Here is a 14,172-nt window from a genome sequence, read left to right on the forward strand (position 1 = left end):
CGCAAGTGGAGAGGGGTGGCACAGACCAGGGGGTAGCGACTGTTTATCAAAAACACAGGGCTCTGCGAAGTCGCAAGACGACGTATAGGGTCTGACGCCTGCCCGGTGCTGGAAGGTTAAGAGGAGAGGTGCAAGCTTTGAATCGAAGCCCCAGTAAACGGCGGCCGTAACTATAACGGTCCTAAGGTAGCGAAATTCCTTGTCGGGTAAGTTCCGACCTGCACGAATGGCGTAACGACTTCCCCGCTGTCTCCAACATAGACTCAGTGAAATTGAATTCCCCGTGAAGATGCGGGGTTCCTGCGGTCAGACGGAAAGACCCCGTGCACCTTTACTATAGCTTTACACTGGCATTCGTGTCGGCATGTGTAGGATAGGTGGTAGGCTTTGAAGCTTGGACGCCAGTTCGAGTGGAGCCATCCTTGAAATACCACCCTTATCGTCATGGATGTCTAACCGCGGTCCGTTATCCGGATCCGGGACAGTGTATGGTGGGTAGTTTGACTGGGGCGGTCGCCTCCGAAAGAGTAACGGAGGCGCGCGATGGTGGGCTCAGACCGGTCGGAAATCGGTCGTCGAGTGCAATGGCATAAGCCCGCCTGACTGCGAGACTGACAAGTCGAGCAGAGACGAAAGTCGGTCATAGTGATCCGGTGGTCCCGCGTGGAAGGGCCATCGCTCAACGGATAAAAGGTACGCCGGGGATAACAGGCTGATGACCCCCAAGAGTCCATATCGACGGGGTTGTTTGGCACCTCGATGTCGGCTCATCGCATCCTGGGGCTGGAGCAGGTCCCAAGGGTTTGGCTGTTCGCCAATTAAAGCGGTACGTGAGCTGGGTTCAGAACGTCGTGAGACAGTTCGGTCCCTATCTGCCGTGGGTGTAGGAATATTGACAGGATCTGTCCCTAGTACGAGAGGACCGGGATGGACATATCTCTGGTGGACCTGTTGTCGTGCCAACGGCATAGCAGGGTAGCTATATATGGAATGGATAACCGCTGAAGGCATCTAAGCGGGAAACCAACCTGAAAACGAGTATTCCCTATCAGAGCCGTGGAAGACGACCACGTTGATAGGACGGGTGTGGAAGCAGGGTAACCTGCGAAGCTTACCGTTACTAATAGCTCGATTGGCTTAATCGTTCTCATTGACCATGCTCATCGACTTCGTCGATGAGCCATATGTTTAGCGCTCACGCATGAGCGGCTCGTATACGAGCCTATGCTCCGCGAGGGCGCCGAACGATCGGCGACGCGCTTTGCGCTTGCGGACTTCGTCCGAAGGTGCCAAGCAAAACGTCGACGAATGACGTGTTCACAAAAAAAACGGGCAACGCCCGCCAGCTTCTCACATATGCAAAGCATCAATACGGTTCCGTATTAACGCTTTGGCACCCTTCTGAGCGCAAGCGAAGAAGATGGGTTTGCCAAAGAAAAGGGAACAATGTTGATGCGAAGCATCAACATTGCCCTTAGCTGACCTGGTGGTCATGGCGGGGCGGCCGCACCCGTTCCCATTCCGAACACGGCCGTGAAACGCCCCTGCGCCAATGGTACTTCGTCTTAAGACGCGGGAGAGTAGGTCGCTGCCAGGTCTGCTAATGGCAATGTTGTTAAAAAATCCAAAATCAAAACACTCTTCTCTCACTATCTTCGGCCCTGCCGACAACAAAAAAGGGTCGCATAAAGCGACCCTTCTTACGTTGATAATTACACTTATATATAACGCGGGGTGGAGCAGCCCGGTAGCTCGTCAGGCTCATAACCTGAAGGCCGCAGGTTCAAATCCTGCCCCCGCAACCAAAAATCCCCGAGATCCCAACAAAACCCCATCACGGGGCTTTTTGCGTTTATTGGCTTCAGTAGACGCGACTCTTCCCATGAGGTCTTCGAGGATTGCCCGCTCGTTGAGAAATTCGGGCTTCCTTTTGCCAGATGCAAACGTCAGGATCGCGGCAAGATCGCCGCGCAGCACGATCACCAGTTCCGCACCATCGGGCACGAGATCGATGCGGCTGACAAGCGTGCGGAGTTTGTCGGCCGCCAATGCCCGTGTCTCCTCGTTGCCAAGCTGGTCGTGGAGAGCAGCGATCTCCTCATGATAATACTTCGCCAGATTGGGATGGAGCAGGGGAGGTGGTTCTTCCGTATCATCGAGGAAGCCGGCCAGCTCTTTCTTGCGAGCTTCGAGTTTGGTGCTGCGTTCCTTGACGACATCCACCGGCATAGCGTCCTTGAGATAGAGATCAAGGATCTTCTCAAGCTCCCGGTCGATCCGTTTTGTCTCAGTTTCCGCGGCGTCGATGGAAACGCGAGCCTCCATCCGCGCCTTGTTCACTTCGCGCGTGAACTCCGCGCAAAACTCCTTGTAGAGCTCCGGTTCCATCAGATGCTTGTCGAGCCCGTTCAGTACGGATTGTTCAAGCGTGTCGCGGCGGATGTTCAACCGGTTGTCGCAAGTCCCCTTTGTCCGGGCGTTGGTGCAGCCGAGCATGTCCTTCGAAATCATCGAATAACCGCCACCGCAGCAGCCGCATTTGACGAGGCCGGTGAACAGGTGTTTTGGCCGGCGGCGTTCGTTCAGGATACGATTGTCGCCGGGCTGGGTTCCGGGCTCCAGCGCCAGTTGCTCCTGCCGCTTTCTCACCGCATCCCAGAGGTTCTGATCGACGATGCGCAGATCCGGCACGTCCTGAACGACCCAATCGGTTTCCGGATTGGGACGGGATACGCGTTTACCGGTGTCCGGATCCTTCAAATAGCGAAGGCGGTTCCAGACCAGTTTCCCGATATACAGCTCATTGTTGAGAATTCCGGTCCCGCGTTTGGGATTACCATGAATGGTGGAGGGTCCCCATTCGCTGCCTTGCGGCCCTGGCACCCCTTCGCCGTTCAGCACCATGGCGATCGTGCGCGAGGACTTGCCAGCCAGATATTCCGTAAAAATCCGCCGGACGATATTGGCTTCCGGCTCGTTGATGGTGCGCTCGCCGCGGTTCGTTTCGCTTGATGGTTCGACGTGCCGCACGACGTCGTAGCCGTAGCAGAGCCCGCCCCCGGATTTGCCCTTCCTCTACCCGGCCGCGCAGGCCACGCCGGGTCTTGTCGGCGAGATCTTTCAGGTAGAGCGCGCCCATCGTGCCCTTGAGGCCGATATGGAGTTCGCTGACTTCTCCTTCCGAAAGCGTAACGATGCTGACGCCGGCAAAGCGCATACGCTTGTAAAGTCCGGCAATATCTTCCTGGTCGCGCGAAAGGCGATCGAGTGATTCCGTCAGGATGACGTCGAAGCGCCGCTTCAGTCCGTCGGCGATCAGTTCCTGGATACCCGGACGGATCAGAGAGGCACCGGAGATGGCGCGATCGGTATAACTGTCCACGATTGTCCAGCCTTCACGCTCGGCACGCGTGCGGCAAATGCGAAGCTGGTCTTCAATGGAGGCATCGCGCTGATTGTCAGATGAATAGCGTGCGTAGAGCGCAACCTTCATGAGATGGCCTCCCTATTTGAGGAGGCGTTCGCGGGTGGCACGCTCCTGCTCGGCTTCGACGAATTTACGGGCAGCCTGTCGCGCAAGCAAGCGGACAAGTTCCCGGAGTGTTGATTTCCACTGAGAACTGACCCGTTATTTCCACCGAGATTTGACCCTCCTTTTAGATATGTTTCGGGTCTGGTGTAGTGGTCAAGCTCCTGTTTTTCTCCTTCGTGTTTTTCGGTTCATGAGCTGAGCTATTCTTGAAGCGGAAGCTGTCGTTTCCGGTTTCGAGGATGTGGCAGTGGTGGGTCAGGCGGTCGAGCAGCGCCGTGGTCATCTTGGCATCGCCAAAGACACAGGCCCATTCGCTGAAGCTCAGGTTGGTGGTGATGACGACACTGGTACGTTCGTAGAGCCTGCTCAGGAGATGGAATAGCAACGCGCCACCTGACGCACTGAACGGCAGGTAGCCCAGCTCGTCGAGGATGACGAGATCGGAATGGACAAGCCGATTGGCGATCTGCCCTGAGCGACCTTGCGTCTTCTCCTGTTCAAGCGCGTTGACCAATTCGACTGTCGAGAAGAACCGGACGCGCTTATGATGATGCTCGATCGCCTGGATACCCAAGGCGGTCGCAATGTGGGTTTTGCCTGTGCCAGGGCCGCCGACCAGGACAATGTTATTGGCATCATCGAGGAAGTCGCAGCGATGGAGCTGGCGCACGAGCGCCTCGTTGATCTCGCTGCTCGAGAAGTCGAAGCCGTTGAGATCGCGATAGGCCGGGAAGCGGGCAATCTTGAGCTGATAGGCGGTTGATCTGACCTCCCGCTCTGCCGTTTCCGCTTTGAGCAGTTGCGACAGAATAGGAATGGTAGCCTCAAAAGCTGGTGATCCCTGTTCGGTGAGCTCACCGATTGCCTGAGCCATGCCGTGCATCTTGAGTTGGCGCAGCATGATAACGATCGCGCCGCTGGCTGGGTTATGACGCATGGCGGACCTCCGCAGTCTTCCTCAGGGTATCGTAGCGTTCGACATTGGCCTTGGGCTCGTTGGCAAGTGTAAGAGCTTGCGGCGCGTCGATCGTCGGTGGTGTCGAGGATTTGCCATCGACGAGGCGATGCAACAGGTTCAGCACATGGGTTTTGGTCGGAACACCGGACGTCAAAGCCATATCGACTGCCGATAGCACTGCCTGTTCGTCGTGCTGAAGAACGAGCGCCAGGATATCGACCATCTCTCGATCGCCGCCCGGCTTTTTGAGCAGGTGCTGCTGCAGCGTTCTGAAGGCTTCGGGAAGATCGACGAACGGCGCACCATTGCGAAGAGCGCCGGGTTTGCGCTGCACGACCGAAAGATAGTGCCGCCAATCGTAAACCGTCTGCCCAGGCCCGTCATACGAACGGCTGATGATGCGAGGGTGCTCGCATATGATCAGACCCTCCGCTGCAACAACGATACGGTCTGGATAAACTCGAATGCTGACGGGTCGATTGGCGAAGGATGCCGGAACGCTGTAGCGATTGCGATCGAAGTGAACCAGGCAAGTCGGGGACACCCGTTTGGTATGCTCGACAAAACCATCGAAGACACGCGTCGTTGGCATCAGAGCTTTTGTTTCCTCGGCCAGGAGGTCAGCGATCGTGCCACGCATCTTTCCGTGCGGGGTCTGCTGCCAAACCTCCTTGCATCGAAGCTCCAGCCAGTCGTTCAGGGCTTCCAACGATGGAAAGCGTGGTGTCGGTTGAAAGAACCGATGGCGCGAATCCTGAACATTCTTCTCGACCTGGCCACCCGGCCCTGCGCTTGGGCTCCGGGCGTTCGTCGGGAAAACAGTTCACTGGACTGTTTTCTTTTCCTCCTCACCCCAACCAGACGCCGGATTGCAGAACTCCGGCTCATAGAGGTAGTGGCTGGCCATTGCCATGAAGCGGATGTTGACGTCGCGCTCCTTGCCGCGTCCAATCTTATCGATTGCCGTGCGCATGTTGTCGTAGATGCCGCGCCGTGGCACCCCGCCGAAGACACGGAACGCGTGGTTATGGGCATCGAACAGCATCTCGTGCGTCTGCAAAAGATACGCCCGGACGATGAACGCCCTGGAATAGCTAAGCTTTGTATGGGCCACCTGCAGTTTGGTGCGCTCATTGCCGATGATTGCCCAGTCTTCCGACCAGTCGAACTGGAAGGCCTCACCCGGATCAAAGGCCAGCGGAACGAACGTCCCACGCCCCGTGGTCTGCAGCTCTCTTTGCAGATCAGCTTTCCATTCCCGAGCAAAAGCAGCAACCCGACCATACGATCCATCGTAGCCAAGGCTCATCAGATCGGCATGTAATTGCTTCAGGTTGCGCCGCTGCTTCCGGTTCTTCTTGGCTTCCGTCCGCAGCCACGCTGACAGCCGGTCGGCAAAAGGATCAAGCTTGCTCGGCCGCTCCGGCACCTTGAACACTGGTTCCACGCCATCAAGACGGAGATACTTGCGGATGGTGTTCCGGGATAGGCCGGTCCGGCGGCAAATCTCCCGGATCGATATGTGGTCTCGAAAATGCCAGCGTCGGATCACGCTCAGTAACGCCATGTCGATCACTCCGTAGCCCCCGCTGAAAACACGCAGGGCAAGGTTCAAACATGGGTCAATTCTCGATGGAAATATCCTGTGCTACCGGGTCAGTTCTCACTGGAAATCAACAGCCGCCGATGACAGCGGCTGCAAAATCATCGGACATGGGCCTTCAGGCCGAACTGCGCTTGCGGCCCGAGCCGCGGCGGGTCACGCGACTGTCTCGCAAGGTGCTGATCGGTCTCGGCGGCGTGGCCAGCATCGCCATCGCGGCGGCACTGTTCTGGGCGCTTGATACCAACCGCCGCGGCAACCAGTCCGCGACGGAACTCTATAATACCGACAACACGACGCCAGCCGATGGTCTGGCCGGCTTGCCGAGAGATTACACCAATATTCCGAAACTGGGTCCGGCGCTGCCGGGGGACCTCGGTCGGCCGATCCTTCGGGCACAGGAGGCGGGCGCCGGTCGTAACACCGAACATTCAGACACCGCGCGTCGATCCAGAGGAACAACGACGCCTTGCAGAGATCGAGGCCGCCCGTGTGGCAAAGATGTTCACTGACAGTCGTGGTGAGCGAACGATGGGAGGCCAGACAATCGCATCGGCAATTGCACCCGCTTCTGCCGTCGATCCCGGCACCGGCATGCCGATTCCGTCCGAAACGCCGCCGCTGGACGGCGGGTCCGCGCAGAACATGCAGGACCGCAAGCTCGCCTTCCTCAACGACGAGACTGACCGAACCGTCAGTGCCGACCGCTTGCAGGAGAAGGTGTCCCCCTATGTGGTGCAGGCGGGTACCATCATTCCAGCGGCCCTGATTACTGGCATCAAATCCGATCTGCCCGGCCAGATCACCGCGCAGGTGACGGAACACGTCTATGACAGCCCGACCGGCTCGTATCTCCTCATTCCGCAAGGCGCCCGTCTGATCGGTCAATACGACAGTCAGGTTGCCTTCGGGCAGAGCCGTGTGCTGCTGATCTGGAACCGCCTTATCATGCCGGACGGTTCGTCCATCGTATTGGAGCGCCTGCAGGGCGCCGACACTCAAGGGTTCTCCGGGCTCGAGGACGAAGTGGATTATCACTGGGGACAGCTGTTCAAGGCCGCCGCGCTCTCGACGCTGCTCGGTATAGGTACGGAACTCTCGGTCGACGAGGAAAGCGACATTGCCAGCGCCATCCGCGAAAGCGCTCAGGACAGCGCTTCCGATATCGGCCAGCAGATCGTCGGTCGCCAGCTCAACATTCAGCCGACGCTGACGATCCGGCCAGGTTTCCCTGTCCGGATTATCGTCAACCGCGATCTGGTGATGAAACCGTATGGAGCGGGGAAGGAACCGACATGACGAAACTCAGGCTCTCCGCCATTCCCGACGATCGCCCTGTCAAGATTACTGTCGAACTGCCCGCACCGGTGTTCAGGAACTTGCAGGCCTATGCTGCGATCCTTGCGCGCACCGCTGGCGAAGCTACTCCACCCGATCCAACCAAACTCGTTGCTCCGATGCTTCAGAGATTTATGGCGACGGATAAGGGGTTTACCAAGGCGAAGCGTACCAGTTCGTCCACAAGTCTGTAGAAAAGTGATTTGGTGGCCATCACACGACTTAAGATCGCTGGAGGCATATGATCTCACTAGCGACATGGCGACCTATGCGCTTCAAGCGCACGTGCCAATTGGCGAAGCTTGGATACGGCTCGCTGTGCCGGATGCCAGACTAGGCCGCACACTCATAAACCGGGTTTGCAAATCGGCCTGATTTTGATTCACTGAGGCCTTGATTTGGAGGCCTCTCATGACCCGTCGCCGGTTTGATCTCACCGATTTCGAATGGACTGTCATCCAGCCCTTGTTGCCCAACAAGCCGCGTGGGGTGCCACGTGTTGACGACCGGCGGGTGATCAACGGCATCTTGTGGCGGTTTCGGACAGGTTCACCCTGGGCAGACGTTCCTGATCGATATGGTCCATATACAACCTGCTACAACCGGTTCGTGCGATGGCGAAAGGCGGGTGTCTGGGATCATGTTCTGGGCGAGATTTCCAAGGCTTTCGACGGCGATATCGTTATGATCGACAGCTCCTGTGTCCGTGTTCATCAACATGCGGCCACGGGAAAAAGGGGGATCAACACGATGGCTGCATGGGACGTTCCCGTGGCGGCTTGACCACCAAAATCCACGCCGTTGTCGATGCCGATGGCCGACCGATCCGTCTCGCACTCACAGCCGGTCAAACCCATGATGGTCGCATGGCAGAACCATTGTTACAGACAATCTCCAAGGGTGCGATCCTGCTGGCGGACAAGGCCTACGATACCAACGCGATCAGAGCATTTGCAAAGCAAAGGCAGGCATGGGCCAATATTCCTGCCAAGAGCAATCGGAAGGGAAGCTTCCCTTTCAGCCAATGGGTTTACCGACAGCGCAATCTCGTTGAGCGTTTCTTCAGCAAACTCAAACAGTTCAGAGGCATCGCAACCCGTTACGACAAAGACCCATTGAACTTTCTCGCCGCTGTCAAATTGGCAGCAGCAAGAATTTGGATCAGATCGTTATGAGTCTACGGCCTAGTCGCAGGAATCGTTGGTTGCGAGCCCCCGCAACCAAAAATCCCCGAGATCCCAACAAAACCCCATCACGGGGCTTTTTGCGTTGGGCAGCTGGTGATCGGCATAGCGCTCAAGCCACTTTTCTTCCCACCAGGGAGCATAAGCGGAAAAGTTCAGTTCAAAATGGCCTAATTTATTGGGGCACGTCAATACGGAAAGGGATTATCAACTTCTAACCCGTTTTCGATGAAAATCGACAATCAATGTGATGGTACGTCACAGATCGGAATAGGACGGGGCGGAGGTGCGGGATGATCCTGCTTGTACTGAGCGATAATCGGCTCGAGCTTTTCCTTGGGCCAGAATGTCGGGGAGCCAATTTCCTTCAGGCAGGCATTATTCCAATAGGTCTTATTCCCTGACGAGATTCGGCCTGCCGCCAAGTCCCGGGAAACTGCGTTAATGTCTCGCGACTCAGGATAGATGTAGAGGGTGGTGGGGTTATCCTTGACCAGCGACAGGACTTGAGGCGCGTCGTCGGGCGACCAACTTGTGCAGCCGTCACTGCGACCAGCGGGGTATGTGACAAGATTACCGCGCGGGACATAGCCGTCTCGATTGGCATAGGTGCTGTCAGGCTTTTTCAGCATGCAAATCCCGGAGACCAATGCCGCCGCGTGCCCGCCAATAGCCCGCTGGCGGGCATTGGCGGTCTCACCGGTTCCATCGAACTGTACGAAAGAACGCGTCAGGAAAGATTCCTGGTTGGCGGATGTGCGGTAGTAGCCTTTGAAGGACGTCTTGATTTCGCTCGTCATGTAAGCGCCGCCCGCCGTCAGGTTTGAATCCAGGGCGTTACCAAAGTTCTTGGCGCATTCTCGTCCGTTTGAGAAATTGGCGACGCCACCAAGGTTGCGCCCGCCACCGTGTCCCGCTGATATGACCCGAAAGGATCGGTCTGCTTCACAGATGACATAGAAACGGCCTCCGGAGGCGCCGTCGGTACGGTCGTTCGGCCGTGTGGCATCCATTGCGAAGTAACAGGCGTTGCTGACCTTCCCTTCCGCCATTCTCGCGAGGTAGAGCGCGCGCGCCCTGTCCAGGACGACAGGGGCGATCTGGCCGGTTCCTTCCCCCACATGGTCTTTCAGCCAGTCCGGAAGGCGAGATGGTCCTTCTGCGGCTGTTGCCATGGAGGCTACCGATGATAAAGCGAAGACGGAGAGAAGCCTGATGAATTTGAAAAAATTGGGAGCGACTGTCATGCACATCTTCCTGGAACATCGGTTGCTTTGCGAACCTTACCGTGGCTGAAACCCACTGGCAGGATGCTGTAGCACTCTAAATTTGCTGCATAATCCTCTCCTTAAATCGGGTCAGATTTAAGGAATGACGCAGTCAAGGATGTTCAGGTATTGGTGATTGGCAACATGCCTTGCAGATAGCCGGGTTTTGGAAAAACCCGGCTATTAACCTTTGGGGACAATCTCGATTACAGCGTAACGACAATCTTTTCCTTGGCAGCTTTGACTGCGGCATCAGCCAGTTTCAGCGCAATCAAGCCATCTTCGATGGATGGCGATGGTGCCTTTCCACTTTCAATAAAGTCGAGGAAAGCCGAAATTTCAGCGGCATAAGCCGCCGTATAGCGGGTCATGAAGAAATCATGCAGCGGCGGACGGGTGTAGCCGTCCTTGGTGGCGATCTCGATGGAAACCGGGCGCTGGTTTTCAGCCGCCACCGAGCCTTCCGAGCCATGCACTTCAATGCGCTGGTCATAGCCATAAGTGGCGCGGCGCGAGTTGGAAATGATCGCCTGACGGCCAGACGCCGTGGTCAGCACAAGGCTGGCGCTATCAAAATCACCCAACTCGCCAATCTTCGGGTCCACCAGCACGGCAGCGGATGCCATCACCGAGGTGATTTCTTCGCCCAGCAAGAAGCGGGCAATGTCGAAATCATGGATGGTCATATCGCGGAAAATACCGCCAGAAACCTTGATATATTCTGGCGGCGGCGCGCCGGGGTCGCGGCTGGTGATGGTGACCATCTCAACCTTGCCGATCCTGCCATCATCAATCGCTTTGCGAACGGCCTGAAAATGGGGATCGAAACGACGGTTAAAGCCCAGCATCACCTTGCCGCCGTTGGCACGCACCACTTCGGCGCAGGCTTCCGCCCGCTTCACATCCAGATCGATCGGCTTTTCGCAGAACACGGCCTTGCCAGCGGCAGTGAACCGTTCGATCAGATCGGAATGGGTGTTGGTGGGGGTGCAGATCAACACCGCATCAATCGAGGCATCCGCCTCGATCTCTTCAATGGTCTTGACCTCGGCACCATAGGCATCGGCAATCGCCTTGGCAGCCTCAGGGAAAGCGTCTGCAACCGCCACCAATTGGGCGCGCTTGTCTTCGCCAATGGCCTTGGCGTGCACCTTGCCGATACGGCCTGCGCCCAGAAGGGCCAGTTTCTTCACCATGATGTTCTCCTCCCTGGCCTGGCACCATTCGGGCCAAGCACATGACACGTTAAACGCTCTCAAACCCACCGCAGTTTTTGACAGGTGTCAGCTGTTGCGGCAATCCTCGTTTGGAATATATGTTCTATTTTGCTAGATTGGGATAGTGTTCCTGTCAAGGCGGTTTAGAGCACTGCCGCCAAAGACGTTGATGCAAAATTTGAGGCAATAAACCAACCATGTCTGATACCACAGTTGCAGAGACCTCCGCGCCCGATAGCATTAAAGCCTTTGAAGAACGGCTGGTGCAGGTGTCTGACACTTTGCCGAAAAGGCTCAAGCAATGCGCGGACTATGTAGCCGCCAATAAGGATCGTATTGCCGTCTCGACTGTGGCCGAAATGGCGGAAGGGGCAGGCGTACAGCCCTCTGCCTTTATGCGATTTTGCCAAATATTTGGTTTTTCTGGATTTTCCGAGATGCAAAAGCTGTTTCGGGATTCTTTTGTTGGCGGTTGGCCGGATTATTCCACCCGTTTGCACCACTTGCGCGACACAGAATCGGGCAGCCCAACGGCGCTTTTGGCGGAATTTGTCGAGGCGGGGCGCGTGTCGCTGGAAGGATTGCTGCAAACGGTCGATCCGCACCTGCTGGAACAGGCCGTGGCGTGCCTCAGCACGGCTGGAATGATCCATATTGTCGGCTTGCGCCGCTCCTTTCCGGTGGCGAGCTATATTGCCTATGCCTTTGAAAAAATGGCAGTTCCAGCCATGCTGCACAGTGGCGTTGGCAAGCTGGAAAGCCAGCATGCCATCCGGGGTGGTGATGTGGTGCTGGCCATTACCTTTGCGCCCTACTCGACCGAGACGCTGGATCTGGTTGAGCAAGTCTCAGCGCGGGGTATTTCCGTGGTGGCCATTACCGATACGGTGGTCAATCCGCTTCGCAAACTGGGGGCAATAACCCTCTCAGTCGCCGAGGTGGATTTTGGGGCATTCCGCTCACTCTCTGCCACGCTCTGTCTGGCCATTGCGCTGTCGGTTGCGGTGGGAACGGCCCGGCAGCAGGATTGAACATTTGTGTTGATGGGTTCAAAAATAGAATATATAGTCCATTTTTAAGCGATAATAGAATGACCTTCCGGGAGTGAGGTCATTGACGGCAGGAGAAACAAGCCCTGTCGCGTCCAAGGAGGAAAGCGTGCCAAAACTTGACCTGATCACCATCGGCCGTTCGTCCGTTGATCTTTACGGCGCGCAAGTGGGTGGCCGTTTGGAAGATATGGCCTCCTTTAACAAATATATCGGCGGCTCCCCTACCAATATTGCAGCTGGTACGGCCCGGTTGGGTTTGAAATCGGCGCTGATCACCCGCGTGGGCGATGAGCATATGGGCCGCTTCATCCGCGAACAGTTGGTGCGCGAAGGCGTGGACGTGCGGGGCGTCAAGACGGACCCCAAACGGCTAACAGCGCTGGTTTTGCTGGGCATTCGTGATGAGCACCAGTTTCCCTTGATTTTCTACCGGGAAAACTGCGCCGACATGGCGCTGTGCGAGGATGATATAGATCCGGCTTTTGTGGCAGAATCCGGGTGTGTTTGCGTCACGGGTACGCATCTATCCCACCCCAATACCGAAGCGGCGGTGCTGAAAGCGCTGCGGTTGGCGCGGGAAAATGGTGCAAAAACTGCGCTGGATATTGATTACCGTCCCAATCTCTGGGGCTTGGCGGGCCATGGCGATGGCGAAAGCCGCTTTATCGAATCGCAAGCCGTCACCACCAAACTCCAATCGACCCTGCATTGGTTTGATCTGATTGTTGGCACGGAAGAAGAATTCCACATTGCGGGCGGTTCTACCAACACGGTGGAAGCGCTGCGGGCCGTGCGCAAGGTTTCCAAGGCCACGTTGGTGTGCAAGCGCGGTGCCTTGGGCGCTGTGGTATTTGATGGCGATATTCCAGACAGTCTTGATGATGGCCAGACGGGAGAAGGTTTCCCCATCGAGGTCTTCAACGTGCTGGGGGCTGGCGATGGTTTTATGTCTGGCCTGCTGAAAGGCTGGTTGACGGGCAAGGATTGGCCCACGGCGTTGAAATATGCCAACGCCTGCGGTGCCTTTGCCGTGTCGCGCCACGGCTGCACGCCCGCCTATCCCAGCCTTGAAGAGCTGGATTATTTCTTCAAAACCGGCATTCGCAACAAGGCTTTGCGCAAGGATGCGGCGCTGGAGCAGGTGCATTGGTCTACCAACCGCGATGGAGAATGGCCGCAGATGCGGGTATTTGCCTTCGATCACCGTATGCAGCTGGAAGCCATGTGTGATGAGGCCGGTGTTTCCTATGAGCGGATCGGGGCTTTCAAGCAACTGTGCCTAAAAGCCGCGCAGCAGGTGGCCAATGGTCAGCCCGGTTATGGCATTTTGTGTGATAGCCGTCTGGGCCGTGATGCGCTCTATCAGGCCTCCGGGTCTGGTCTTTGGGTTGGCCGTCCGGTCGAATGGCCCGGCTCTCGCCCGCTGACTTTGGAGCCGGAACTGGGTGAGGATTTCGGTGGCCTCACCGAATGGCCGGTGGAGAATGTCGTCAAGGTGCTGTGCTTCTATCATCCCGATGATGATGCAGCCTTGAAGGAAACCCAAGAAAATACGGTAAAACGTCTTTTTACGGCTGCACGCCGTAACAGGCTTGAAATGCTGTTGGAGATTATCCCATCCAAGGTTGGCCCCACCGATGATGATACAGCGGCCACCATCATCCAGCGCTTCTATGACATCGGCGTCTATCCCGATTGGTGGAAGCTGGAGCCGATGAAAACTGCCGGGGCTTGGGCCAAAGCCGTTGACGCCATTTCCCGCAACGATCCCTATACGCGAGGGATTGTTGTGCTGGGTCTGGATGCACCAGCGGCAGAGCTGGAGGAGAGCTTTAAAACGGCAGCCAGCTTTGATCTTGTGAAAGGTTTTGCCGTTGGGCGCACCATTTTTGGCGATGCGGCCCGCAAGTGGTTAGCTGGCACATTATCGGATGACGATGCGATTGCGGACATGGTGGGTAAATACACATCGCTGTGTCAGGTATGGGATCGGGCGCGTTCACACGCTTGAGCCTTTGAA

9 protein-coding genes, 1 tRNA gene, 2 rRNA genes and 2 pseudogenes (1 of these 14 running past the window's edge) are annotated in these 14,172 nt (G+C 56.7%); 8 read left to right on the forward strand and 6 right to left on the reverse strand.

Going from position 1 to position 14,172, the window contains the following annotated elements; all coding sequences use genetic code 11:
* The 3 genes from G6L01_RS16695 to G6L01_RS16705 all read left to right on the forward strand — a co-directional run.
* Positions 1-1,145 (forward strand): 23S ribosomal RNA (locus tag G6L01_RS16695) (it extends 1,654 nt beyond the left edge of the window).
* 337 nt (positions 1,146-1,482) lie between these two features.
* Positions 1,483-1,597, forward strand: a 5S ribosomal RNA gene (gene rrf, locus G6L01_RS16700).
* Positions 1,598-1,728: 131 nt separating this feature from the next.
* Positions 1,729-1,805: transfer RNA gene (locus G6L01_RS16705), tRNA-Met, on the forward strand.
* Here the strand turns inward: G6L01_RS16705 and G6L01_RS16710 are convergent.
* From G6L01_RS16710 to istA, 4 genes and pseudogenes are all read right to left on the reverse strand, one after another.
* The gene (locus G6L01_RS16710; protein ID WP_337692773.1) at positions 1,762-2,949 is read right to left on the reverse strand and encodes a recombinase family protein; all 1,188 of its coding nucleotides are present in this window, start codon (positions 2,947-2,949) and stop codon (positions 1,762-1,764) included. The genes G6L01_RS16705 and G6L01_RS16710 overlap by 44 nt on opposite strands.
* A complete protein-coding gene (locus G6L01_RS16715) occupies positions 2,834-3,493 on the reverse strand; it encodes a recombinase family protein (protein ID WP_234892049.1) in 660 nt (219 codons plus the stop codon). The genes G6L01_RS16710 and G6L01_RS16715 overlap by 116 nt, the downstream gene beginning before the upstream one ends.
* 163 nt (positions 3,494-3,656) lie before the next feature.
* Positions 3,657-4,469 (reverse strand): IS21-like element helper ATPase IstB, encoded by an 813-nt coding sequence (gene istB / locus G6L01_RS16720; RefSeq protein WP_070167559.1) that lies wholly within the window; start codon positions 4,467-4,469, stop codon positions 3,657-3,659.
* A pseudogene (istA, locus tag G6L01_RS16725) lies at positions 4,459-6,057 on the reverse strand (IS21 family transposase). The gene istB and the pseudogene istA overlap by 11 nt, the downstream one beginning before the upstream one ends.
* A 119-nt stretch (positions 6,058-6,176) precedes the next feature.
* Between istA and G6L01_RS16730 the strand changes: the two are divergent.
* From G6L01_RS16730 to G6L01_RS16740, 3 genes and pseudogenes are all read left to right on the forward strand, one after another.
* Positions 6,177-7,392, forward strand: a pseudogene (locus G6L01_RS16730) (TraB/TrbI/VirB10 family type IV secretion system protein).
* On the forward strand, positions 7,389-7,625 hold the full coding sequence (locus G6L01_RS16735; protein WP_070167482.1) for a DUF2274 domain-containing protein: 237 nt from the start codon (positions 7,389-7,391) through the stop codon (positions 7,623-7,625). The pseudogene G6L01_RS16730 and the gene G6L01_RS16735 overlap by 4 nt, the downstream one beginning before the upstream one ends.
* A 217-nt stretch (positions 7,626-7,842) precedes the next feature.
* Positions 7,843-8,606 (forward strand): IS5-like element IS869 family transposase gene (locus G6L01_RS16740; protein ID WP_139190091.1). Its coding sequence is split into 2 segments (ribosomal slippage): positions 7,843-8,158 and positions 8,158-8,606, totalling 765 coding nucleotides; the frame shifts between segments, so codons are not numbered across the junction.
* A gap of 251 nt (positions 8,607-8,857) precedes the next feature.
* Here the strand turns inward: G6L01_RS16740 and G6L01_RS16745 are convergent.
* Both G6L01_RS16745 and iolG read right to left on the reverse strand, forming a co-directional pair.
* Positions 8,858-9,790, reverse strand: a complete 933-nt coding sequence (locus tag G6L01_RS16745; protein WP_337692745.1) for a hypothetical protein — start codon at positions 9,788-9,790, stop codon at positions 8,858-8,860.
* A 299-nt stretch (positions 9,791-10,089) separates the two neighbouring features.
* Positions 10,090-11,079 (reverse strand): inositol 2-dehydrogenase, encoded by a 990-nt coding sequence (iolG, locus tag G6L01_RS16750; RefSeq protein WP_070164134.1) that lies wholly within the window; start codon positions 11,077-11,079, stop codon positions 10,090-10,092.
* Positions 11,080-11,297: 218 nt separating this feature from the next.
* Between iolG and G6L01_RS16755 the strand changes: the two genes are divergently transcribed.
* Together G6L01_RS16755 and G6L01_RS16760 are read left to right on the forward strand one after the other, a co-directional pair.
* Positions 11,298-12,131: a MurR/RpiR family transcriptional regulator gene (locus G6L01_RS16755; protein ID WP_070164133.1), complete on the forward strand. Its 834-nt coding sequence runs from the start codon at positions 11,298-11,300 to the stop codon at positions 12,129-12,131.
* A gap of 127 nt (positions 12,132-12,258) precedes the next feature.
* Positions 12,259-14,163 (forward strand): bifunctional 5-dehydro-2-deoxygluconokinase/5-dehydro-2-deoxyphosphogluconate aldolase, encoded by a 1,905-nt coding sequence (locus G6L01_RS16760; RefSeq protein ID WP_070164132.1) that lies wholly within the window; start codon positions 12,259-12,261, stop codon positions 14,161-14,163.
* The last annotated feature ends 9 nt before the right edge of the window (positions 14,164-14,172 follow it).

It is taken from the genome of Agrobacterium vitis, from assembly GCF_013337045.2.
GTDB lineage: Bacteria > Pseudomonadota > Alphaproteobacteria > Rhizobiales > Rhizobiaceae > Allorhizobium > Allorhizobium vitis_B.

Coding starts and splice junctions, on each gene's coding strand:
- G6L01_RS16755 (WP_070164133.1), top strand. CDS start 11,298: ATGTCTGATACCACAGTTGCAGAGACCTCCGCGCCCGATAGCATTAAA.
- G6L01_RS16735 (WP_070167482.1), top strand. CDS start 7,389: ATGACGAAACTCAGGCTCTCCGCCATTCCCGACGATCGCCCTGTCAAG.
- iolG (WP_070164134.1), bottom strand. CDS start 11,079: ATGGTGAAGAAACTGGCCCTTCTGGGCGCAGGCCGTATCGGCAAGGTG.
- G6L01_RS16745 (WP_337692745.1), bottom strand. CDS start 9,790: ATGGCAACAGCCGCAGAAGGACCATCTCGCCTTCCGGACTGGCTGAAA.
- G6L01_RS16715 (WP_234892049.1), bottom strand. CDS start 3,493: ATGAAGGTTGCGCTCTACGCACGCTATTCATCTGACAATCAGCGCGAT.
- istB (WP_070167559.1), bottom strand. CDS start 4,469: ATGCGTCATAACCCAGCCAGCGGCGCGATCGTTATCATGCTGCGCCAA.